Origin of the sequence: Enterobacter cloacae complex sp. P47BA, assembly GCF_014930485.1 — a bacterium.
GTDB classification, from domain to species: domain Bacteria; phylum Pseudomonadota; class Gammaproteobacteria; order Enterobacterales; family Enterobacteriaceae; genus Enterobacter; species Enterobacter bugandensis.
This window is the reverse complement of record NZ_JADBRF010000017.1, coordinates 1-22283: the sequence shown is the minus strand read 5'-3', so window position 1 is coordinate 22283 and position 22283 is coordinate 1. Positions and strand designations below refer to the sequence as shown.

At 54.1% G+C, this 22283-nt stretch carries 20 protein-coding genes; 2 read left to right on the top strand and 18 right to left on the bottom strand.

The window, feature by feature from the left end; all coding sequences use genetic code 11:
- Positions 1–21: 21 nt before the first annotated feature.
- From IM299_RS16930 to asnC, 16 genes are all read right to left on the bottom strand, one after another.
- Positions 22–603, bottom strand: coding sequence for a chaperone-usher fimbrial major subunit (locus IM299_RS16930; RefSeq protein WP_047363214.1), 582 nt, complete (start codon positions 601–603; stop codon positions 22–24).
- Between the two features lie 327 nt (positions 604–930).
- Positions 931–2760, bottom strand: a complete 1830-nt coding sequence (gene glmS / locus IM299_RS16925) for a glutamine--fructose-6-phosphate transaminase (isomerizing) (protein WP_193357840.1) — start codon at positions 2758–2760, stop codon at positions 931–933.
- Positions 2761–2998: 238 nt separating this feature from the next.
- Positions 2999–4369 carry a bifunctional UDP-N-acetylglucosamine diphosphorylase/glucosamine-1-phosphate N-acetyltransferase GlmU gene (glmU, locus tag IM299_RS16920; RefSeq protein ID WP_193357839.1) on the bottom strand — a complete coding sequence of 457 codons (1371 nt, stop codon included), beginning with the start codon at positions 4367–4369 and terminating at the stop codon, positions 2999–3001.
- Positions 4370–4507: 138 nt separating this feature from the next.
- Positions 4508–4927 (bottom strand): F0F1 ATP synthase subunit epsilon, encoded by a 420-nt coding sequence (locus tag IM299_RS16915; RefSeq protein ID WP_006177560.1) that lies wholly within the window; start codon positions 4925–4927, stop codon positions 4508–4510.
- Positions 4928–4947: 20 nt separating this feature from the next.
- The gene (atpD, locus tag IM299_RS16910; RefSeq protein ID WP_003862362.1) at positions 4948–6330 is read right to left on the bottom strand and encodes a F0F1 ATP synthase subunit beta; all 1383 of its coding nucleotides are present in this window, start codon (positions 6328–6330) and stop codon (positions 4948–4950) included.
- A 31-nt stretch (positions 6331–6361) separates the two neighbouring features.
- On the bottom strand, positions 6362–7225 hold the full coding sequence (atpG, locus tag IM299_RS16905) for a F0F1 ATP synthase subunit gamma (RefSeq protein WP_003862364.1): 864 nt from the start codon (positions 7223–7225) through the stop codon (positions 6362–6364).
- 51 nt (positions 7226–7276) lie between these two features.
- Complete coding sequence (gene atpA / locus IM299_RS16900) at positions 7277–8818, bottom strand: F0F1 ATP synthase subunit alpha (protein ID WP_003862367.1); 1542 nt, start codon at positions 8816–8818, stop codon at positions 7277–7279.
- A 12-nt stretch (positions 8819–8830) separates the two neighbouring features.
- Entirely contained in the window at positions 8831–9364 is a 534-nt protein-coding gene (atpH, locus tag IM299_RS16895) for a F0F1 ATP synthase subunit delta (RefSeq protein ID WP_003862369.1), read from the bottom strand.
- Positions 9365–9378: 14 nt separating this feature from the next.
- Positions 9379–9849 carry a F0F1 ATP synthase subunit B gene (gene atpF, locus IM299_RS16890; protein ID WP_003862370.1) on the bottom strand — a complete coding sequence of 157 codons (471 nt, stop codon included), beginning with the start codon at positions 9847–9849 and terminating at the stop codon, positions 9379–9381.
- A 48-nt stretch (positions 9850–9897) separates the two neighbouring features.
- Positions 9898–10137 (bottom strand): F0F1 ATP synthase subunit C, encoded by a 240-nt coding sequence (gene atpE / locus IM299_RS16885; protein ID WP_000429386.1) that lies wholly within the window; start codon positions 10135–10137, stop codon positions 9898–9900.
- A 49-nt stretch (positions 10138–10186) separates the two neighbouring features.
- Positions 10187–11002 (bottom strand): F0F1 ATP synthase subunit A, encoded by an 816-nt coding sequence (atpB, locus tag IM299_RS16880; RefSeq protein WP_028014916.1) that lies wholly within the window; start codon positions 11000–11002, stop codon positions 10187–10189.
- 8 nt (positions 11003–11010) lie between these two features.
- Positions 11011–11391, bottom strand: a complete 381-nt coding sequence (gene atpI / locus IM299_RS16875) for a F0F1 ATP synthase subunit I (RefSeq protein ID WP_008500194.1) — start codon at positions 11389–11391, stop codon at positions 11011–11013.
- Between the two features lie 616 nt (positions 11392–12007).
- Entirely contained in the window at positions 12008–12631 is a 624-nt protein-coding gene (gene rsmG, locus IM299_RS16870; protein ID WP_028014915.1) for a 16S rRNA (guanine(527)-N(7))-methyltransferase RsmG, read from the bottom strand.
- 107 nt (positions 12632–12738) lie between these two features.
- Positions 12739–14628: a tRNA uridine-5-carboxymethylaminomethyl(34) synthesis enzyme MnmG gene (gene mnmG, locus IM299_RS16865; protein WP_045261176.1), complete on the bottom strand. Its 1890-nt coding sequence runs from the start codon at positions 14626–14628 to the stop codon at positions 12739–12741.
- A 374-nt stretch (positions 14629–15002) separates the two neighbouring features.
- The gene (gene mioC / locus IM299_RS16860) at positions 15003–15452 is read right to left on the bottom strand and encodes an FMN-binding protein MioC (protein WP_041911749.1); all 450 of its coding nucleotides are present in this window, start codon (positions 15450–15452) and stop codon (positions 15003–15005) included.
- 90 nt (positions 15453–15542) lie between these two features.
- Positions 15543–16001 carry a transcriptional regulator AsnC gene (gene asnC, locus IM299_RS16855; protein ID WP_008500198.1) on the bottom strand — a complete coding sequence of 153 codons (459 nt, stop codon included), beginning with the start codon at positions 15999–16001 and terminating at the stop codon, positions 15543–15545.
- A 151-nt stretch (positions 16002–16152) separates the two neighbouring features.
- Here asnC and asnA point away from each other — a divergent pair, with 151 nt between their 5' ends.
- Positions 16153–17145: an aspartate--ammonia ligase gene (asnA, locus tag IM299_RS16850; protein ID WP_193357838.1), complete on the top strand. Its 993-nt coding sequence runs from the start codon at positions 16153–16155 to the stop codon at positions 17143–17145.
- On the opposite strand, the gene viaA is transcribed toward asnA, so the two are convergent.
- Positions 17146–18597 (bottom strand): ATPase RavA stimulator ViaA, encoded by a 1452-nt coding sequence (gene viaA, locus IM299_RS16845; protein ID WP_193357837.1) that lies wholly within the window; start codon positions 18595–18597, stop codon positions 17146–17148.
- Positions 18591–20087 (bottom strand): ATPase RavA, encoded by a 1497-nt coding sequence (gene ravA, locus IM299_RS16840; protein WP_045631286.1) that lies wholly within the window; start codon positions 20085–20087, stop codon positions 18591–18593. The genes viaA and ravA overlap by 7 nt, the downstream gene beginning before the upstream one ends.
- Before the next feature lie 221 nt (positions 20088–20308).
- Here ravA and kup point away from each other — a divergent pair, with 221 nt between their 5' ends.
- A complete protein-coding gene (gene kup, locus IM299_RS16835) occupies positions 20309–22177 on the top strand; it encodes a low affinity potassium transporter Kup (RefSeq protein ID WP_041911753.1) in 1869 nt (622 codons plus the stop codon).
- Positions 22178–22283: the final 106 nt, after the last annotated feature.

The window sequence follows — 22283 nt, the reverse complement described above, 5'->3', positions numbered from 1 at the left end:
AACAGAGTGTGCGGGGTGATATTATTTCAAATATTCAATAGTAAATTGAGAATCAGCGTTAGCCGTACCCGGCGTGACCGTAGCCAGGGTCTGCACATATTTCGCTTTAAACCCTAAATCGGCTTTGCCTGCGGTGATGGGGCTATAAGCAGAATTGCCGTACAGCGGGACGGCGGTATCGTCTTTCAGGTTGTACAATTTAATCGCCACACCCGTTGCTGCGACAGCGGTATCCCCGCCGGTGAAGGTACCGTCGGTCCCCGTTTCACCCGCGACAGGCGTACCGATGGCAAGATAGCCCTTGCCGATAGTGTCCTTATCTTCCGTACCATCAAAGCGAACGGCAGCCTGAGTGTATGTGGTTGGGCATTTATCCAGTCGGATATGAAAATCTTTTACCGATGCCGTAGAGTCAATACCCGTGAAAGCGGTTTTACCCACCTTACCGATATTCACCGTCTGTCCAGCCGTATCTGAAGTGACTTCACATGTGGTATCCACCACTTCGCCACGGAAGTGTACAATACCGTCAGATGCGATAACCTGATTAGCTAAAAACAGTGAAGAAAGCGCCAAAATCCCTGTAAAAATATTACGTTTCATAGTACTCCGCCATTAAATTAATAAATCCATCCATTACATTCATGATTTAAATAAATCATGGAACTTGCGTTCAGGCGACATAATACAAATAAAATTAAATTCAGCAAGAAATAAAATTATATTATTAAAGGAGTTATTATTTAAGGAGGAATAATAGAATAAACAAATAAAACACTCGGCCTGATTTAATATTATTTCGTATGTATTTAAACTTTACAACAAATGTGTACGAGAAGAAAAAGCAGGTTTTATTTTTCAGATTATATTTATGAGGAAATAAAAAAGCCTTAGCATAGTGCTAAGGCTTTAAGGAAAATAAGCGGACTATTATTCCACCGTTACCGATTTCGCCAGGTTACGCGGCTGGTCAACGTCGGTGCCTTTGATCAGCGCCACGTGATAAGCCAGCAGCTGCAGCGGAACGGTGTAGAAGATCGGCGCAATCACCTCTTCTACATGCGGCATCTCGATGATGTGCATATTGTCATTGCTGACAAAACCAGCATCCTTGTCGGCAAAGACGTACAGTACACCGCCGCGGGCGCGTACTTCTTCGATGTTGGATTTCAGTTTTTCCAGCAGTTCGTTGTTAGGTGCCACAACGATAACCGGCATATCCGCATCAATCAGCGCCAGCGGGCCGTGTTTCAGCTCGCCTGCCGCGTAGGCTTCAGCGTGGATGTAGGAGATCTCTTTCAGCTTCAGCGCGCCTTCCAGCGCAATAGGGTACTGATCGCCACGCCCCAGGAACAGCGCGTGATGTTTGTCAGAGAAATCTTCCGCCAGGGCTTCAATGCGTTTGTCCTGAGACAGCATCTGCTCAATACGGCTCGGCAGCGCCTGGAGACCGTGAACGATGTCGTGCTCAACGGAAGCATCTTCGCCTTTCAGACGCGCCAGCTTCGCCACCAGCATCAGCAAAACGGTCAGCTGAGTGGTAAAGGCTTTCGTGGAGGCCACGCCGATTTCGGTACCCGCGTTGGTCATCAGCGCCAGATCGGATTCACGCACCAGCGAGGAGCCGGGGACGTTACAGATGGCCAGCGAGCCCAGGTAACCCAGCTCTTTAGAGAGACGCAGCGCGGCCAGCGTGTCCGCCGTTTCGCCAGACTGGGAAAGGGTGATCATCAGGCTGTTACGACGCACCGCGGATTTGCGATAGCGGAATTCAGACGCGATTTCCACATCGCACGGCACGCCCGCCAGGGATTCAAACCAGTAGCGAGAGACCATACCGGAGTTGTAGGAGGTGCCGCAGGCCACGATCTGAATATGCTCAACCTTGCCGAGCAGTTCGTTAGCGTTTGCGCCCAGCTCGCTCAGATCCACTTCACCGTGGCTGATGCGCCCGGTCAGGGTGTTTTTGATGGCGTTTGGCTGCTCGTAAATCTCTTTCTGCATGTAGTGACGGTACGCGCCTTTGTCGCCCGCGTCGTACTGCAGATTAGATTCGATCTCCTGACGTTTCACCTGCTCGCCCTTGGTATCGAATACGGTCACGCTGCGGCGAGTCACTTCCGCGATATCACCCTCTTCGAGGAAGATAAAGCGACGGGTAACCGGCAGGAGCGCCAGCTGATCGGAGGCGATAAAGTTTTCACCCATGCCCAGACCGATAACCATCGGGCTACCGGAACGCGCAGCCAGCAGCGTGGACGGATCGCGGGAATCCATGATCACCGTACCGTACGCACCGCGCAGCTGAGGAATGGCGCGCAGTACCGCTTCACGCAGCGTGCCGCCCTGCTCCAGCTCCCAGTGCACCAGGTGAGCAATCACTTCGGTGTCAGTTTCAGAGACGAAGGTGTAGCCGCGCGCTTTCAGTTCTTCGCGCAGCGGTTCGTGGTTTTCGATAATGCCGTTGTGCACGACCACGATGTGTTCAGACACATGCGGGTGAGCGTTGCCTTCTGAAGGTTCGCCGTGCGTCGCCCAGCGGGTATGCGCAATACCGGTACCACCGTGCAGCGGATGCTCTTCCGCGGCCTGAGCCAGCATTTGCACTTTACCGAGACGACGCAGACGGGTCATATGACCTTCTGCATCCACCACTGCCAGACCGGCAGAGTCGTAGCCACGGTATTCCAGACGACGTAAACCTTCGAGAAGGATTTCAGCAATATCACGCTGCGCAACTGCGCCAACAATTCCACACATAATTTTAGATTCCGAATTTAGGCATGATGCCTGCGTTGTCGCTGACCTGTATTTGCCCTTTTCGGGCGCCCCGAGCCTTGTAGAGAGTGGGGTTATTTTTATGGGTACTGCTTGTGGGGGGAGGATTATATTATCCCCTCACCCCGGCCCTCTCCCCAAAGGGGCGAGGGAGAAAAACACCGCCCCCAATAATCCCCTCTCCCCTGTGGGGAGAGGGTTAGGGTGAGGGGTAAATCCGTTAATTTTTCTTCACCGGGCGTTTCCACCCCTGCTTGCTGACCTGCGGTACGCGGCTTAACACCAGCTCGTTCTCAGCCACATCGCGTGTAACGGTTGTTCCGGCAGCAATGGTCACGCCATTGCCCACGGTAACAGGTGCCACCAGCTGCGTATCGGAGCCAACGAACACATCATCACCGATGATGGTTTTAAACTTATTCGCGCCGTCGTAGTTACAGGTAATGGTTCCTGCACCAATATTCACGTTATTACCAATTTCCGCGTCGCCCAGATAGGTCAGATGACCGGCTTTCGAGCCTTTACCCAGACGCGCTTTTTTCATTTCCACGAAGTTACCCACGTGAGCGCCTTCCAGCAGTTCGGCACCCGGACGCAGGCGTGCAAACGGGCCGATGGTACAGGCCGCGTCCAGACGAGCATCTTCCACCACGCTGTACGGGCTAATTTCGCAGTCGTCACCGATAACGCTGTTTTTAATCACGCAGCCAGCACCAATTTTGACGCGGTTGCCCAGCGTGACGTTGCCTTCAATGATAACGTTAGTATCAATCTCAACGTCGCGCCCGTGTGACAAGGTACCGCGCAGATCGAAACGCGCCGGATCGCGCAGCATTACGCCTGCCAGCAGCAGTTTTTCGGCCTGCTCGGACTGATAAATACGCTCAAGACGGGAAAGCTGCAGGCGGTTGTTCACGCCGTCCGTTTCGCTGATACGCGCCGGATGAACGGCAGCAATTTCACGCCCTTCGTGATACGCCATCGCAATGATATCGGTGATGTAGTATTCACCCTGCGCATTGTTGTTGTTGAGCTGAGACAGCCAGCGCTTCATGTCCGCGCCGTTGGCAATCAGGATACCGGTGTTAATTTCCGGGATCTGGCGCTGTTCTTCGCTGGCATCTTTGTGTTCTACGATGCCGGTCACCTTGCCGTTTTCGCGGGTGATGCGGCCATAGCCGCTCGGGTCATCCAGTACGACGGTGAGAAGGCCAATACCGCCCTGGGGTTTGGCTTCACGCAGGCGGGTCAGGGTTTCAACGGAGATCAGCGGAACATCGCCGTACAGCATCAGAATGTCTTCGTCATCGGCAAAGAACGGAGCCGCCTGCTGCATCGCATGGCCAGTTCCCAGCTGTTCAGCCTGAAGCACCCAGTTGAGCTTGTCGTCACACAGCGTCTTTTTCAGTAAATCGCCGCCGTGGCCGTAGACCAGGTGAACCTGACGGGCACCCAGTTCATTCGCTGCATCAATGACATGCTGCACCATTGGCTTTCCTGCCAGCGTGTGGAGCACTTTAGGCAGATCGGAATACATGCGGGTACCTTTGCCAGCGGCAAGGATCACCACGCTCATCGCACTGTTTGACATACGCATCCTGACGGTAGTTTGAGTGAGAAGTAAAAACGTTTGATGCCTAAAATTCTACATCTTTTTCATCATGAATTAAGGATGAAAAAAAAAGCCAGTCTGGTATCCAGACTGGCTTTTGTGCTTTTCAAGCCGGTGTTACATCGCTTTTTTGGTCAACTCGATAACGCGCAGTTTCGCGATCGCTTTGGCCAGCTCCGCAGACGCCTGAGCGTAATCCACGTCACCATGAGAGCTGCTAATGTGCTCTTCAGCCTTACGCTTCGATTCCAGGGCTCGCGCTTCGTCGAGATCCTGGCCACGAATAGCGGTATCGGCCAGAACGGTCACACTGCCAGGCTGCACTTCAAGAATGCCGCCGGACAGATAGATAAACTCTTCGTGACCGAACTGTTTAACGATGCGGATCATACCAGGCTTAATGGCGGTGAGCAGCGGTGCGTGACCCGGGAAAATACCCAGTTCACCTTCACTGCCCGTTACCTGGATTTTCTCGACCAGACCAGAGAACATTTGTTGCTCTGCGCTGACGACGTCCAGGTGGTAAGTCATTGCCATATCACCCTCCGATTAAGGCGTTAAAGTTTTTTGGCTTTTTCCACGGCTTCTTCGATGGAACCAACCATGTAGAACGCCTGCTCTGGCAGGTGATCGTATTCGCCTTCCATGATGCCTTTAAAGCCACGGATGGTGTCTTTCAGGGAAACGTATTTACCCGGAGAACCGGTGAATACTTCCGCAACGAAGAACGGCTGGGACAGGAAGCGCTGGATCTTACGCGCACGTGCTACCACCAGTTTGTCTTCTTCAGACAGTTCATCCATACCCAGGATGGCGATGATGTCTTTCAGTTCCTGGTAACGCTGCAGCAGGGACTGTACGCCACGCGCGGTGTCGTAGTGTTCCTGACCCACAACCAGTGGATCCAGCTGACGGCTGGTGGAGTCCAGCGGGTCAACGGCCGGGTAGATACCCAGAGACGCGATCTGACGGCTCAGTACCACGGTTGCATCTAAGTGCGCAAAGGTGGTTGCTGGAGATGGGTCAGTCAAGTCATCCGCAGGTACGTATACCGCCTGAACGGAGGTGATAGAACCGGTTTTGGTAGAGGTGATACGTTCCTGAAGAACACCCATCTCTTCCGCAAGCGTAGGCTGATAACCTACCGCTGAAGGCATACGACCCAGCAGTGCAGATACTTCGGTACCGGCCAGGGTGTAACGATAGATGTTATCAACGAACAGCAGAACGTCACGGCCTTCGTCACGGAATTTCTCAGCCATCGTCAGACCAGTCAGCGCAACGCGCAGACGGTTTCCTGGTGGCTCGTTCATCTGGCCGTAAACCAGGGATACTTTGTCCAGAACGTTGGAGTCGGTCATTTCGTGGTAGAAGTCGTTACCCTCACGAGTACGTTCACCTACGCCCGCAAACACGGAGTAACCGGAGTGCTCGATCGCGATGTTACGGATCAGCTCCATCATGTTTACGGTTTTACCTACACCCGCACCACCGAACAGACCAACTTTACCGCCCTTCGCAAACGGACACATCAGGTCGATAACTTTGATGCCGGTTTCCAGCAGTTCCTGAGAGCTGGACAGCTCTTCGTAGGAAGGTGCCGCGCGGTGGATAGCCCAACGCTCTTCTTCACCGATGTCGCCTTTCATGTCGATTGGCTGACCCAATACGTTCATGATACGACCCAGTGTTGCTTTACCTACCGGGACTTCGATCGGGTGCTCAAGGTCTTTAACTTCCAGACCACGACGCAGACCGTCGGAAGAACCCATGGCGATGGTACGCACGATACCGCCGCCGAGCTGCTGCTGAACTTCCAGCACCAGGCTCTCGTTACCATTCTGTACCTCAAGCGCGTCGTACACGCGTGGTACGGCGTCCTGAGGGAACTCGACGTCCACCACGGCGCCGATTACCTGGACAATCTTTCCAGTAGCCATCTTGAATCCTCTACGTAATTCGTAAACCTGGTTAAACCGCGGCGGCCCCCGAGACGATCTCGGTGAGTTCCTGAGTAATGCTGGCCTGACGAGCTTTGTTGTAAACCAACTGCAGCTCTTTAATCAGGCTGCCGCCATTATCGGTCGCGGCTTTCATCGCCACCATTCGTGCGGCCTGCTCGCTGGCCAGGTTTTCTACAACGCCCTGATAAACCTGAGATTCAACGTAACGACGCAGCAGGGTATCCAGCAGCGGTTTCGGATCGGGTTCATACAGGTAATCCCAGGCTTTCTGCTTCAGCTCGTCATCTTCTGATGCCGGTAACGGCAGCATCTGAGTGAGCGTTGGAACCTGAGACATGGTGTTAATGAATTTGTTGCTGACAACGTACAGTCTGTCCAGACGGCCTTCATCGTAGGCCTGCAACATCACTTTAACCGGGCCGATCAGTTCGGACAGGGACGGGTTATCACCCATACCGGTCACCTGAGCGACAATGTTGCCACCAACGGAGTTAAAGAAAGAGACGCCTTTAGAGCCAATCAGTGCCAGATCGCACTGAACGCCTTTATCAGACCAGCCTTTCATATCCGCCAGCAGTTTTTTGAACAGGTTAATGTTCAAGCCGCCACACAGACCACGGTCAGTCGACACCACCAGGTAGCCCACGCGCTTAACGTCGCGTTCTTCCAGGTAAGGGTGCTTATATTCCAGATTACCGTTTGCAAGGTGACCAATCACTTTGCGCATGGTCTCTGCATAAGGACGGCTGGCCGCCATGCGATCCTGCGATTTACGCATTTTGGAAGCGGCGACCATCTCCATCGCTTTAGTGATCTTTTGCGTGTTCTGGACGCTTGCGATCTTACTACGTATCTCTTTTGCGCCGGCCATGAGCTTCTCCTCAATGCCAGGCGGCTTGCCCTGAGACAAGCCGCCGGACGATTACCAGGATTGGGTTGCTTTGAAGGAATCGAGGATAGCTTTCAGCTTGCCTTCGATTTCGTCGTTATAGCCACCGGTCTGGTTGATCTCTTGCATCAGCGGAGCGTGATCACGGTCGACGTAAGCCAGCAGAGCGGCTTCAAAGCTACCGATTTTCGCCAGTTCCACATCTTCGAGGTAACCGCGTTCAGCCGCGAACAGTACCAGGCCCTGCTGAGCAACAGACATTGGAGCGTACTGTTTCTGCTTCAGCAGCTCGGTCACTTTCTGACCGTGGCTCAGCTGTTTACGGGTTGCTTCGTCCAGATCGGATGCGAACTGAGAGAACGCAGCCAGTTCACGATACTGTGCCAGCGCGGTACGGATACCACCGGACAGTTTCTTGATGATCTTGGTCTGAGCAGCACCACCCACACGGGATACAGAGATACCCGGGTTAACCGCCGGACGAATACCGGAGTTGAACAGGTTGGTTTCCAGGAAGATCTGACCATCGGTAATGGAGATTACGTTGGTCGGAACGAACGCAGAAACGTCACCCGCCTGGGTTTCAATGATCGGCAGCGCGGTCAGAGAACCTGTTTTGCCCTTCACTTCACCTTTGGTGAAGTTCTCGACGTATTCCGCGTTAACGCGGGAAGCACGCTCCAGCAGACGAGAGTGGAGGTAGAATACGTCGCCCGGGAATGCTTCACGTCCTGGTGGACGACGGAGCAGCAGGGAAACCTGACGATAAGCAACAGCCTGTTTAGACAGGTCATCGTATACGATCAGCGCATCTTCACCGCGGTCACGGAAGTATTCGCCCATTGCGCAACCGGCGTATGGCGCCAGGTATTGCAGTGCAGCAGATTCAGACGCGGTTGCTACCACAACGATGGTGTTAGACAGTGCGCCGTGCTCTTCCAGTTTACGAACCACGTTAGAAATGGTGGACGCTTTCTGGCCGATAGCCACGTACACACATTTGATGCCGGAGTCACGCTGGTTGATGATGGCGTCGATTGCCATCGCGGTTTTACCGGTCTGACGGTCACCGATGATCAGTTCACGCTGACCACGACCGATTGGGATCATGGCGTCAACGGACTTATAACCAGTCTGCACTGGCTGATCAACGGACTGACGGTCGATAACGCCTGGTGCGATAACTTCGATTGGGGAGAAGCCATCGTGCTCAACCGGACCTTTACCGTCGATTGGCGCACCCAGGGTGTTAACAACGCGACCCAGCAGGCCACGGCCAACCGGCACTTCCAGAATACGGCCAGTACACTTAACCTTCATGCCTTCGGCGAGGTCAGCGTATGGACCCATCACAACTGCACCTACGGAGTCGCGCTCCAGGTTCAGTGCGATAGCGTAACGGTTACCCGGCAGGGAAATCATCTCACCCTGCATACAATCGGCCAGGCCGTGGATGCGGATAACACCGTCACTTACAGAAACAATAGTACCTTCGTTGTGAGCTTCACTCACAACATTGAACTGAGCAATGCGCTGCTTGATCAGTTCGCTGATTTCGGTGGAATTCAGTTGCATGCTCCAGTCCCCTTAAGACTGCAAGACGTCTGCAAGGCGCTCAAGACGGCCGCGTACGCTGCCATCAATGACCATATCACCCGAGCGGATGATTACGCCTGCCATTACAGACTTATCGATTTTGCAATTCAGCTTAACTTTGCGTGACAGACGTTTTTCCATCGCGGCGGTGATTTTCGCAAGCTGTTCGTCACTCAGTTCAGTCGCGGAAGTCACTTCGACTTCTGCAGTTGCTTCACTAAGGGCACGTAAGTGCTCAAACTGCTCGAGAACATCCGGGAGCACACGGAGACGACCATTTTCTGCCATGACCTTAATCAGGTTCTGGCCGTTGGCATCCAGTTGCTCTCCGCACACGGCGATAAACGACGCGGCGAGGGTTTCAGGCGCTAACGCACCGGAAAGCAACTCGGCCATTTGTTCGTTTTTCGTCACCTCAGCGGCAAACGCCAGCATATTCTGCCAGCGATCGACATTTTGGTGTTCGACAGCAAAGTCAAAAGCTGCTTTGGCGTAGGGGCGAGCTACCGTAACAAATTCAGACATCAGCCCCTCCCTCCTTACAGTTCAGCGACAAGTTTGTCCACGATGTCGCTGTTAGCAGCTTCATCCACGGAACGTTCGATGATCTTCTCGGCGCCAGCAACAGCCAGAATCGCAACCTGCTTACGCAGTTCTTCACGAGCACGTTTACGCTCAGCTTCAATTTCAGCCTGAGCCTGTGTCACGATCTTAGTACGTTCCTGTTCTGCTTCAGCTTTGGCTTCGTCCAGGATCTGAGAACGGCGCTTGTTAGCCTGTTCAATGATTACCTGAGCTTCAGCTTTCGCTTTTTTCAGCTGGTCTGTCGCGTTGGCCTGTGCAAGGTCCAAATCTTTCTTAGCGCGTTCTGCGGAAGCCAGACCGTCAGCAATTTCTTTCTGACGTTTTTCGATGGCAGCCATTAAAGGCGGCCATACATACTTCATGCAGAACCAGACAAAGAGAATAAACGCGATGGCCTGGCCGAGGATTGTTGCGTTCATGTTCACAGCACAATACCTCTTAAATTTCTGTGGCTTGGGGTTTTAAAACAACTACTACGCGACAGCAAACATCACGTACAGACCCAGACCTACAGCGATCATTGGGATAGCATCCACCAGACCCATAACGATAAAGAACTGAGTACGCAGCAGAGGAATCAGATCAGGTTGACGCGCTGCGCCTTCCAGGAATTTACCTCCGAGGATGCCGATACCGATCGCAGCACCGATAGCCGCCAGACCCATCATCACAGCGGCAGCCATGTACAGCAGATCCATATTCAGGTTTTCCATGACAGTCTCCAGTTTGTTTCAATTAAAACGTAGTAGTGTTGGTAAAAAATCAGTGCTCTTCAGACGCCATCGACAGATAGACGATCGTCAGAACCATGAAGATAAAGGCTTGCAGCGTAATGATCAGGATGTGGAAAATGGCCCATGGCACATTCAGAACCCACTGTGACCACCACGGCAGAAGACCCGCGATCAGAATGAAAATCAGCTCACCCGCATACATGTTGCCGAACAGTCGCAGACCCAGTGAAACAGGTTTGGACAGCAGGCTAACGCCTTCCAGGATCAGGTTGACCGGAATAAACGCCCAGTGGTTGAACGGCTGCAAGGTAAGCTCTTTCACAAAGCCGCTTACGCCTTTCATTTTGATGCTGTAGAAAAGAATCAGGATAAACACGCCCAGCGCCATAGACAGGGTGATGTTCACGTCCGCAGACGGTACAACACGCAGCGCAGGCAGGCCGAAGATGTGCTCGCCGATGAACGGCAGCAGGTCAATTGGCAGCAGGTCCATCAGGTTCATCAGGAAGACCCAAACGAACACGGTCAGGGCCAGCGGAGCAATCAGCTTGCTCTTACCATGGTACATGTCTTTCACGCTGCCATGGACGAAGCCGATGATCATCTCAACGAACGTCTGGAATTTCCCTGGAACACCGCTGGTCGCTTTTTTAGCAACGCTGCGGAACATGGCCAGGAACAGAAGACCCAAAACCACCGAGAAGAACATGGAGTCGATGTTGATCGTCCAGAAGGTGGCCGGGGGGTTATGTGGATCCACCAGCGAGAATGTACGCAGGTCCAGCTGAAGGTTATTCAGATGGTGACCTATGTAATCCTGCGGCGTCATATTTTCTGAAGCCATGATGCCTTTTACCCTTTGTTATTGATTACAGCTGGAGCCAGAACTTGTACCACCAGCACCAAAACCCACGTTGCTATCAGCGGCATGAATACCACTTTCAAAACCGCCAGCGCCATCACCAGTAGAGCAAAGGTCAGCAACACCTTACACACTTCGCCGAGGGCGAAGGACCAGGCCACGCGGCCTTTGGCGGGTGTATGCGCCTGATGACGCCAGGCAAAAATCATAAACAACACGTTTGGCAGCACGACCGCCAAACCCCCGCACACGGCGGAGATGCCCCAGAAGGGGTCTTTGAGGCTAAACAGCAGTCCACTTGCTATCACAGCCAGAAACTGAATGAACAGAAGCTTACGAGCAACGTTTCTACTCAAGAGCGACACAGACATCACGTTTTTACTCCTGCTCCCTTCGAGGTATGCCGCGTGTCGTATAAAACGTCCTTTAAGGCTCAGAGTCAAGCATCAAAAAGCGGACAAATTATACGGTGCGTACCCGTGATTTCAAACATTAAGTAGCGAAAAGGTGAATAAATGTTTAAATATTTTTCCCCAGCGCTATTTTTTAACTTTCGTAGAAAGCACCGACCTTCGAGCAAAACTGCAAACAGCGCGAAAACGTTGACTACAAAGCGTGCACGAGATCACAAAACACACATTTGCGATAAGGTTGTATTTATCAAAGCCGTAAATCGCCCAGGATTATCCTTCTGAAATTAAACACAAAATATCGCAACTATTTTCAAAACAGCCCCGTACACAATAAAAACCTTTTATTGACATTCTTAATAAATAATTAACATTGCGTTCTGGTTACAGCCTTCCACTTTTAGCAGGCTGATATTTTCATAGTTGACTATCTTCGCGATGAATAATCGACTTGAGGTTAACCGCAAGAAAATCCCTGGTAAAAAAGCGGTTAAACGCTCTCTGGTTAATCCCGGTTAGTTGTGCTGTTTTTTAACATACTCAGAACAGCACAAATTCCACATTTTTTATTATTTTTTTAAAAATTGTTTGGCTTAATTATCACCAGATGACGTTCACCGTCGAGCTGCGGAACGTTTAATTTCTCGATGGTTTCAACGCTAAAACCGTCCGGAAGCTGTTCAATTTCATCACCGGGCAGCTGTCCTTTCAGCGCATAAAAACGGCCATCTTCTGCCGGCAGATGCTTACACCAGCTCACCATGTCATTGAGCGAAGCAAACGCACGGCTGATAACGCCGTCAAACGGCGGCTCTGCCGGAAACTCTTCTACCCTGCTCTGTACGGGCGTGATGTTATCGAGCTTCAGTTCATGCTGAACCTGGCGTAAAAAGCGCACGCGCTTGCCCAGGCTGTCCAGCAGCGTGAAATGGCTCTCGGGTCGGACAATCGACAGCGGAACGCCCGGCAAACCCGGCCCCGTCCCCACGTCGATAAAACGTCCACCTTTCAGGTACGGCGCCACCACGATACTATCGAGAATATGGCGAACCAGCATCTCGTTGGGATCGCGCACAGACGTCAGGTTGTACGCTTTATTCCATTTGTTCAGCATATCGACATACGCCACCAGCTGGTTTTTCTGGTGATCGGTGAGCGAAATACCTGCCTGATCCAGCAGACGAGAGAGTTTGTTGAGCACGGTGAATACCTGTTGAGAGTTTTTTTGCCCGGTGGCGCTGCCGCTTACCGGGCCTACGAATAAGTAGGGCGGGCCAGCGAAGCGCCACCCGCCAAAAGCAATGTCAATTACGCGCTACGGCGCAGCATGCCCTGCTTTTTCAGCCACACCAGCAGGATCGAAATCGCCGCCGGCGTAACGCCCGAGATACGGGAGGCCTGGCCAATCGATACCGGTTTGTGATCGTTCAGCTTAGCGATCACTTCGTTGGAAAGGCCCGTCACCTGACGGTAGTCCAGCATTTCCGGCAGCAGCGTGTTTTCGTTGCGCTGCTGTTTTTCGATCTCATCCTGCTGACGCGCGATGTAGCCTTCGTACTTCACCTGAATTTCGACCTGCTCGGCAGCTTCAGCGTCTTCAAGGCCCGGTGCGAACGCGGTCAGTTTGACCAGATTCTCGTAGGTGACTTCAGGACGACGCAGCAGATCTTCGCCGCTGGCTTCACGCGACAGCGGCGCTGTTAAGTGAGCGTTCACTTCGGCAGCGGTTTCCGCCTGTGGGTTTACCCACGTAGTTTTCAGGCGCTGACGTTCCTGTTCAATACGTTCCAGCTTCTCGTTGAAGCGCGCCCAGCGTTCGTCATCCACCAGACCCAGCTCGCGGCCTATCTCGGTCAGACGCAGGTCGGCGTTGTCCTCGCGCAGCATCAGACGATATTCCGCGCGAGAGGTAAACATACGGTACGGTTCTTTGGTGCCCAGCGTGCAGAGATCGTCGACCAAAACGCCCAGATAGGCCTGAGAACGCGCCGGCGCCCAGCCCTCTTTCTCCGCAGAGAAGCGGGCAGCGTTCAGACCGGCAAGCAAACCCTGCGCTGCGGCTTCTTCGTAGCCGGTGGTGCCGTTAATCTGCCCCGCGAAGAACAGGCCGTGGATGAATTTGCTCTCCAGCGTCGGCTTCAGGTCACGTGGGTCGAAGAAATCGTACTCAATTGCGTAGCCAGGGCGAACGATTTTCGCATTCTCCATCCCCTGCATTGAGCGAACAATTTGCATTTGCACGTCGAACGGCAGGCTGGTGGAGATGCCGTTCGGGTAAATTTCGTTCGAGGTCAGCCCTTCCGGCTCCAGGAAGATCTGGTGCTGGTTACGATCGGCAAAGCGCATCACTTTGTCTTCGATCGACGGGCAGTAACGTGGGCCGATCCCTTCGATCACGCCAGCGTACATTGGGCTGCGATCGAGGTTATTGCGGATCACGTCATGGGTTTTTTCGTTGGTATGCGTGATGTAGCACGGCACCTGCTGCGGGTGTTGCGCCGCGTTGCCCATGAACGAGAAGACCGGCATCGGGTTATCGCCGTGCTGTTGGGCCAGTACGCTGAAATCAATGGTGCGCGCATCGATACGCGGCGGCGTGCCGGTTTTCAGACGGCTGACGCGCAGCGGCAGTTCACGCAGACGACGAGACAGCGGAATGGACGGCGGATCGCCAGCACGGCCACCGCTGTAGTTGTCCAGACCAATATGGATTTTGCCGTCCAGGAATGTCCCAACCGTCAGCACCACGGCTTTGGCGCGGAACTTGAGGCCCATCTGGGTCACGGCGCCCACGACGCGATCGTTCTCAACGATAAGATCTTCTACCGCCTGCTGGAAGATCATCAGGTTCGGCTGGTTCTCCAGCGCGGTGCGCACGGCCTGGCGGTAAAGCACGCGGTCTGCCTGCGCACGAGTGGCGCGAACAGCAGGGCCTTTACTCGCGTTTAGTATCCTAAACTGAATGCCCGCATGATCGATCGCTTTCGCCATCAGGCCGCCAAGTGCATCCACTTCTTTTACCAGGTGTCCTTTCCCAATGCCGCCAATCGCCGGATTACAGGACATTTGTCCCAGCGTGTCGATATTGTGTGTCAAAAGCAGGGTCTGCTGACCCATTCGCGCTGCGGCCATTGCGGCCTCAGTGCCTGCATGACCCCCGCCAATGATGATGACGTCAAAAGGATCCTGATAAAACATGGTGGTCTGCCTCGCGTAAAGCGGTATGAAAATGGATTGAAGCCCGGGCCGTGGATTCTACTCAACTTTAGTCTTTCGAGAAAGCATTGGGATCCTGGGCTATTAAAAAGAAGATCTTTTTATTTAGAGATCTGTTCTATTGTGATCTCTTATTAGGATAGCGGACACGTGTGGATAAGTCCGATCCTGCAAATAAGATCATGCAGTTAGGAAGGATCGTTTGCTGTGAATGATCGGTGATCCAGGACCGTATAAGCTGGGATCAGATCGCGACTTTATACACAGGCCAAAAACGACGCTAGGGTTGTTCTTTGGATAACTACGGGTTAATACGAGCTTTTAACCAGAGTTATCCACATCTGTTCGCGCGATCTTTAATCGTTTTTGAGTAAATTTTTCCATTCCGCGAGCCAGATCTCGGCTGGATCTTCCGGAATGTCATGATCGAGGATGTTGATCTTGAGCGTTTCACCCAGCTGTTTTGCTCCGCAAGCGGTAACAGCGGCTTCGACCTTCTCTATTGCCCCGCAAAAGGTGTCATATTCACGACTGCCGATCCCCACTGCGCCAAAACGGACGTTTGACAGGTCGGGCTGCTGTTCCAGCAGTTCGTCATATAAAGGTTGCAGGTTATCCGGCAGATCGCCCGCGCCGTGCGTGGAGGTGATCAGCAGCCAGACCCCGTCAGCCGGGAGATCTTCAAGCAGCGGCCCGTGCAGCGTTTGTGTAGAAAAGCCTGCATCTTCCAGCTTCTCAGCCAGATGTTCCGCTACGTATTCCGCACCGCCAAGAGTGCTGCCGCTGATAAGGGTAATGTCCGCCATTGATCGCTCGCTCAGATAAAGAGGGGATCATTGTACGCTGTGAACGAGCTGGGATCTACCTGTGGAAAATGTGGGAATGAATTTGCCCGATCACGGGCGGATGGTACGCATGATCGGGTTTTGCAGGGAGATCAGTGTCTCGGTGGACTGAATTTCATCGATTGTTTGGATCTTGTTGATAAGTACCTGCTGGAGGGCATCGATGGAGCGGCACATCACCTTAATAAAGATGCTGTAGTGCCCGGTGGTGTAGTACGCCTCGGTGACTTCATCGAGCGCGTTCAGCTTTGCCAGCGCGGAGGGGTAATCTTTTGCGCTTTTAAGAATAATGCCGATGAAGCAGCAGACGTCGTAACCCAGCTGCTTCGGGCTGACGTCGATGCGCGCACCGGTAATGATCCCTGCCTGCTTCATCTTCTCTACGCGAACGTGAATGGTTCCCGGGCTGACGCCAAACTGTTTCGCCAGTTCGGCGTAGGCTGTACGGGCATTGGCCATTAAGGCCTCAAGGATGCCGCGGTCCAGATTGTCGATCTGATAATTTTCCATAGCTTTTTCTTATGAAGATTAATGAATACGGCTATTCTAGCGTCTTATTTTAACGAATCAAAAGTGAAGGTGGCTTTTTGTTGATGGGTTATTGAATTAAGTGTCGGTTCTGTTGCTTAATCATTATCAACAGGACGCAGGAGTATAAATAATGAAAACCGCTTACATCGCAAAACAACGCCAGATCAGTTTCGTAAAATCCCATTTTTCCCGCCAGCTTGAAGAGAAGCTTGGTCTTATTGAAGTTCAGGCGCCGATTCTTAGCCGCGTGGGTGACGGGACGCAGGATAACCTGTCTGGTTGCGAAAAAGCGGTACAGGTAAAAGTGAAAACACTGCCAGACGTCCAGTTCGAAGTGGTGCATTCCCTGGCGAAATGGAAGCGTCAAACCCTGGGACAACACGACTTCAGCGCGGGCGAAGGGCTCTACACGCACATGAAAGCCCTTCGCCCCGATGAAGACCGCCTCTCCCCGATTCACTCTGTCTACGTTGACCAGTGGGACTGGGAGCGCGTAATGGGTGACGGCGAGCGTCATGTCGGTACGCTGAAATCCACCGTTGAGGCGATCTACGCGGGGATCAAAGCGACCGAAGCTGCCGTGAGCAAAGAGTTTGGTCTGGTACCGTTCCTGCCGGATACGATGCACTTTGTCCACAGCCAGGAACTGCTGAGCCGCTTCCCGGATCTGGATGCCAAAGGCCGCGAGCGGGCGATCGCCAAAGAGCTGGGCGCGGTATTTCTGATTGGCATCGGCGGCAAACTGTCTGATGGCAAACGTCACGACGTTCGTGCGCCGGATTATGATGACTGGAGCACCGCGGGCGAAAGCGAATATGCCGGTCTGAACGGCGATATTCTGGTCTGGAACCCGGTTCTGGAAGATGCGTTTGAGCTCTCTTCGATGGGGATCCGCGTGGATGCAGAGGCGCTGAAGCGCCAGCTGGCGGTGACCGGTGATGAAGATCGCCTTAAATTAGAGTGGCATCAGGCGCTGCTGCGCGGTGAAATGCCGCAGACCATCGGCGGCGGTATCGGGCAGTCCCGTCTGACCATGCTGCTGCTGCAACTGTCTCACATTGGTCAGGTGCAGTGTGGGGTCTGGCCGCAGCAGGTACGTGAAAGCGTCGGTTCTCTTCTTTAATTAACGCCGCCAGCGTCTGAGCAGGCGGCTACGCAACCCGGTATCAAAGCGCCAGATATGATCGAAGATGCGCATGATGCCGGGTTTTCCATGTGCGGACATCGCCACGGCATGAAAACGGTGCTGGTGCACGCGCTTCAGCTCCTTCACTTTATTTACCACATCTTCCGGCAGCCGCTGGGCAATGAAATCGGAAATCACCACCGCGTCAGCGTCGTACCAGTCGCCGCCCTGCATCCGTTCTACAATGCTGCGAAAACAGCTGGCCAGATCGGTGCCGCCGCGAAAACGCTGGCTTAAAAAGCGGATGGCCTGCTCAATGCCCTGCTGGTTCGTCAGCTCGTAGCCCACGACTTCGCTGGAGAAGAGCATGATAAAGCAGCGACGGCGGTCAGCGAGCGCCACGCGCATCAGCGCCAGACAGAACGCCTTCGCACACTGCTCGTTAAAGCCGCCCATTGAGCCAGACGTATCCACGCAGACAATAAACGGCCCGCGCGGCTGCTCATCAAAGTCCTGATGCACGACCGGGCGCTGGCTGAGCTTCTCTCGCCAGGCTTCGCCGTGCAGCCGATAGGTGAGAAGCTGTTTTTCCACCAGCCGACGGTAAAACTCATACTCCAGTTCGGTCATTCCCAGCGTGCTTAGCTCGGTCGGCAGCAGGCGCAGGATGTCATCGCTTTGCTGGAGTCCGTCGACCTGCTCCGGCACGGTAGCCGGTTCGCGTACAAGGGTGCGGAAGGTTTCCATCGGGGCATCTTTCTTTGGGACCGATTTGGCCTCTCGCGAGCGGCCGAGCTGTTCCGCGAGCTTCATCAGCTCCGGCTGCTGGGTAAGAAAGTCGCCGTACTTCACGATCAGCTGATAATCCCCGCGCCGCAGCTGCCCGGCGCTCATATCCCAGAGGCGACCAGCGGCGTTTTCATTTTCTACCAGCACCTCTTCGAGCTGACCACTCAGCGTCATGCGTTCCTGGACTTCGCTGAGCAGCTGTTCCCGCTCTTCATCCAGAAGCTGTTGGTTCAGCGTGGTAGCCTGGACGACCAGGCTCAGGCGCCAGCGCTGTAAAAAGAGCGTGTGCAGCGCCGGGGTAAAGGTGGCGTTTTCTGTGACCAGCGTTCTGGCCTGGCTGGCAAACGGAGAGTGGACTTTATCGAGCAGGGTAAGGGTTTGCGGGATCTGGACGATAAACTGTGGCGTCGATAGCCGCTGACACTGCTGATAGGCCGCGACTTCCTCCGTCAGTTCGGGCGGGACTTCTGTCTCCTTAAACCGCTGCCGCAGATTGTCGCGCCAGCGCGGGAGATCGTCCGTCATCGCTTTTTTGAGTTTCGGGAATTTTTCAAAGAAGGCCGCCAGCTGCGGGGATGCCAGAAGGGTAATCACCACCTCCTCGATCAACCCTTCCTCGCTGACGGCCAGCATCATATTGAGCGTGTCCAGCGTTAGCATTGACGCGCCTGTTTGATCTGCGCGCTGACGTCCTGCAGGCTGGCTTCAATGCGACCTAGCCAGTCGCTATGAATAAAGAGGCATTTTTGCTGCTCGCTGAAGCGGGTGTGCTGCTGATGCCATTCGGTATCCAGCGCTTCCAGCTGCTGTTTTATCTCTTCCGGCACGCTGTCCGAGGCGGTGCCGGGAAGCGCAAGACGCGATCCCTGAAGGCTCACGTCGCGGATCACCAGGTGCTGACTGCTGTCCACTTCCATATTCAGCGGCTGCGCGAAACCGATGCCGTTGAGCTTTCCGCGGATCTCCCCGCCCTTATCCAGCCACTGCGCCAGCGGCTCGCGCTCAATCGTAATGTGCACCACCTGCATATCATGCAGCTTGAGGGGCTGCTGGAGCAGCAGTGTCAGCGTCGTGCCGGTCAGATCTGCGGGTAGCTCGTAATGCGGTTTGCGGGCGAACATGCCGCCCAGTCGGTTCACTTTTAGCGCGGTTTTATCGCTTTGCTGCTGCTGGAGCTGAATGCGCCGTTGGGCAATCGCCCCCAGCTGGTTGAGCATCGCCTGCTGCCCCCAGGCGTGCCCGGTCATCAAAACGTCCAGCTGCTGCTGCATCAGGTTCATGCCTTCTGCGTCGTGCCAGAGGCAGTCTTTTAGCAGGATCAGATCGATAGGGGCGACCGCGTCGCGACCGCTGAACAACGCGCTGGCCTGGAGCAGACGGATCGCTTTTTTCCAGCGACGATCCGAGACGTACGGGGCGGAAGGCAGGGAATCAAGCTGCTGGCGCAGCATGAAGATCAGCTCAAAGACGGCGTCGGGCAGCTTAATTTTGCCGATCTCGTCCTGCCACTGATGGTACTCCTCGTCCGTCACCTGCAGTGAAGGTGCCACCGGGTTTTCGTTTTCGTCCTGCTGGCTCACCAGCATTGAACGGAAGTTTGATTTATCCTGGACTTTATCCAGCCACAGGCGGATCAGCATACGGTCATACAGCGCTTCCAGGCTGCTGTCGGCTTCGGGCAGTTCGTTTGACGCAGCCACCAGCAGGCGCATGGGGATCTTCTCTTCGCTCGCGCCGTTACGGAAGCGGCGTTCGTTGATTGCCGTCAGCAGGGTATTCAGAATGGCCGGGCCGGCTTTCCAGATCTCATCAAGAAAGACGATTTCCGCTTCCGGGAGATAGCCCGCCGTCAGACGCTCATAGCGCCCTTCATCTTTCAGGGCCTGAATAGAAAGCGGGCCGAAAACTTCTTCTGGCGTGGAGAAGCGCGTCATCAAATATTCAAATGCGCGAGCGTTCTGGAAAGCGAACTTTAGGCGGCGTGCAATCAAACTTTTGGCAATGCCCGGCGGTCCCAGCAGAAATACGCTTTCACCGCTCAATGCCGCCAGCAGGCAAAGGCGAATGGCGTGGCTACGCTCGTAAAGGCCTTTCTCCAGCGCGCTGCTGAGGCGGGAAATTCTTTCTGCTAATAAATGTGAGTGAGCCATAATAGTTTTGCATCCTTTCGCCGTTGTGGCGGCCAATTGAAGCGAGTATAGACGTTTCAGTCAGGGCTGGTAATAGGCTGAAGTGCGGCGCAATTTTCTTTGCGCTACATTAATGCGGTTGCATTTAGGGGTACGATTTTGCAATGAATCGTGCATACTGTGCGCTTTTTGTGGACCAAGGGACAGGAACACATTTGTTATTTAAACGAAAAGACTAGTCTATGAGCACTGATAATAAGCAATCATTACCCGCAATAACGCTTGCGGCGATCGGGGTTGTCTACGGTGATATCGGCACCAGCCCACTTTATACGCTTCGTGAATGTTTGTCCGGCCAGTTTGGCTTTGGTGTTGAGCGCGATGCCGTGTTTGGCTTCCTGTCCCTCATCTTCTGGCTGCTGATCCTGGTCGTTTCCGTTAAATATCTCTCCTTCGTTATGCGTGCAGATAATGCGGGCGAAGGCGGGATCCTGACCCTGATGTCCCTTGCCGGTCGCAATACCTCGGCCAGAATGACGTCTGTGCTGGTGATTATCGGCCTGATAGGTGGCAGCTTCTTCTACGGGGAAGTGGTGATAACACCGGCTATCTCGGTGCTCTCGGCGATTGAAGGGCTGGAGATTATTGCCCCGCAGCTTGATGCCTGGGTTGTCCCGCTGGCAATCATCGTGTTGACGCTGCTGTTCATGATCCAGAAACACGGTACCGGGCTGGTGGGCAAACTGTTTGCGCCGATTATGCTGGCCTGGTTCCTGATCCTGGCGGCGCTCGGTTTGCGCAGCATTATTGCGAACCCGGACGTGCTGCATGCGCTGAACCCTTACTGGGCGGTGCATTTCTTCCTTGAATACAAAGTGGTTTCCTTCGTGGCGCTGGGTGCGGTCGTGCTCTCCATCACCGGTGTGGAGGCGCTCTATGCTGACATGGGGCATTTCGGGAAGCTGCCTATCCGCGTGGCATGGTTTATTGTGGTGCTCCCGTCGCTGGTGCTGAACTACTTCGGTCAGGGCGCGCTGTTGCTCAAGAACCCGGAAGCGATTAAGAACCCATTCTTCCTGCTGGCACCTGACTGGGCGCTGGTGCCTATGCTGATCCTCGCAACGCTGGCGACCGTGATTGCCTCTCAGGCGGTGATTTCCGGGGTGTTCTCTCTGACCCGTCAGGCCGTTCGTCTGGGATATCTCTCGCCAATGCGCATCATCCATACCTCAGAGATGGAGTCGGGCCAGATCTACATCCCGTTCGTTAACTGGCTGCTCTATTTTGCTGTTGTGATCGTGATTGTTAGCTTCGAACACTCCAGTAATCTGGCGGCGGCCTACGGTATTGCCGTGACCGGTACGATGGTGCTGACGTCACTTCTCTCCACCACGGTGGCGTACCGCAACTGGCACTGGAATAAGTTCCTCGTGGGGATGATTCTGGTGGGCTTCCTGTGCATTGACGTGCCGCTGTTCTCTGCGAACCTCGACAAAATAGTCTCCGGTGGCTGGCTGCCGCTGACGCTGGGCCTGTTGATGTTCATTGTCATGACCACATGGAAAAGCGAGCGCTTCCGCCTGCTGCGCCGCATGCATGAGCACGGTAATTCTCTGGAGGCGATGATCGCGTCGCTTGAGAAATCCCCGCCGGTGCGCGTGCCGGGTACCGCGGTTTACATGTCTCGTGCCCTGAATGTAATCCCGTTTGCGCTGATGCATAACCTTAAGCACAACAAAGTGCTGCACGAGCGCGTTATCCTGCTGACGCTGCGCACCGAAGATGCGCCGTACGTTCACAACGTGCGCCGCGTACAGATTGAGCAGCTGTCCCCGACCTTCTGGCGCGTGGTGGCGAGCTACGGCTGGCGCGAAACGCCGAACGTGGAAGAGGTGTTCCACCGCTGCGGTCTGGAAGGGTTAAGCTGCCGGATGATGGAGACGTCGTTCTTTATGTCGCACGAGTCGCTGATCATCGGCAAGCGCCCTTGGTACCTGCGTCTGCGCGGTAAGCTGTATCTGATCCTGCAGCGTAACGCCCTGCGCGCGCCTGACCAGTTTGAGATCCCGCCTAACCGCGTCATTGAGCTGGGGACGCAGGTCGAGATTTAAGTCTCCGTGCGGCCTGATGCCCTCACCCCGTCCCTCTCCCACAGGGCTGAGGAATCCCCACAAAATAATACCTGCACGGACAACCCCCTCTCCCTTGAGGGAGAGG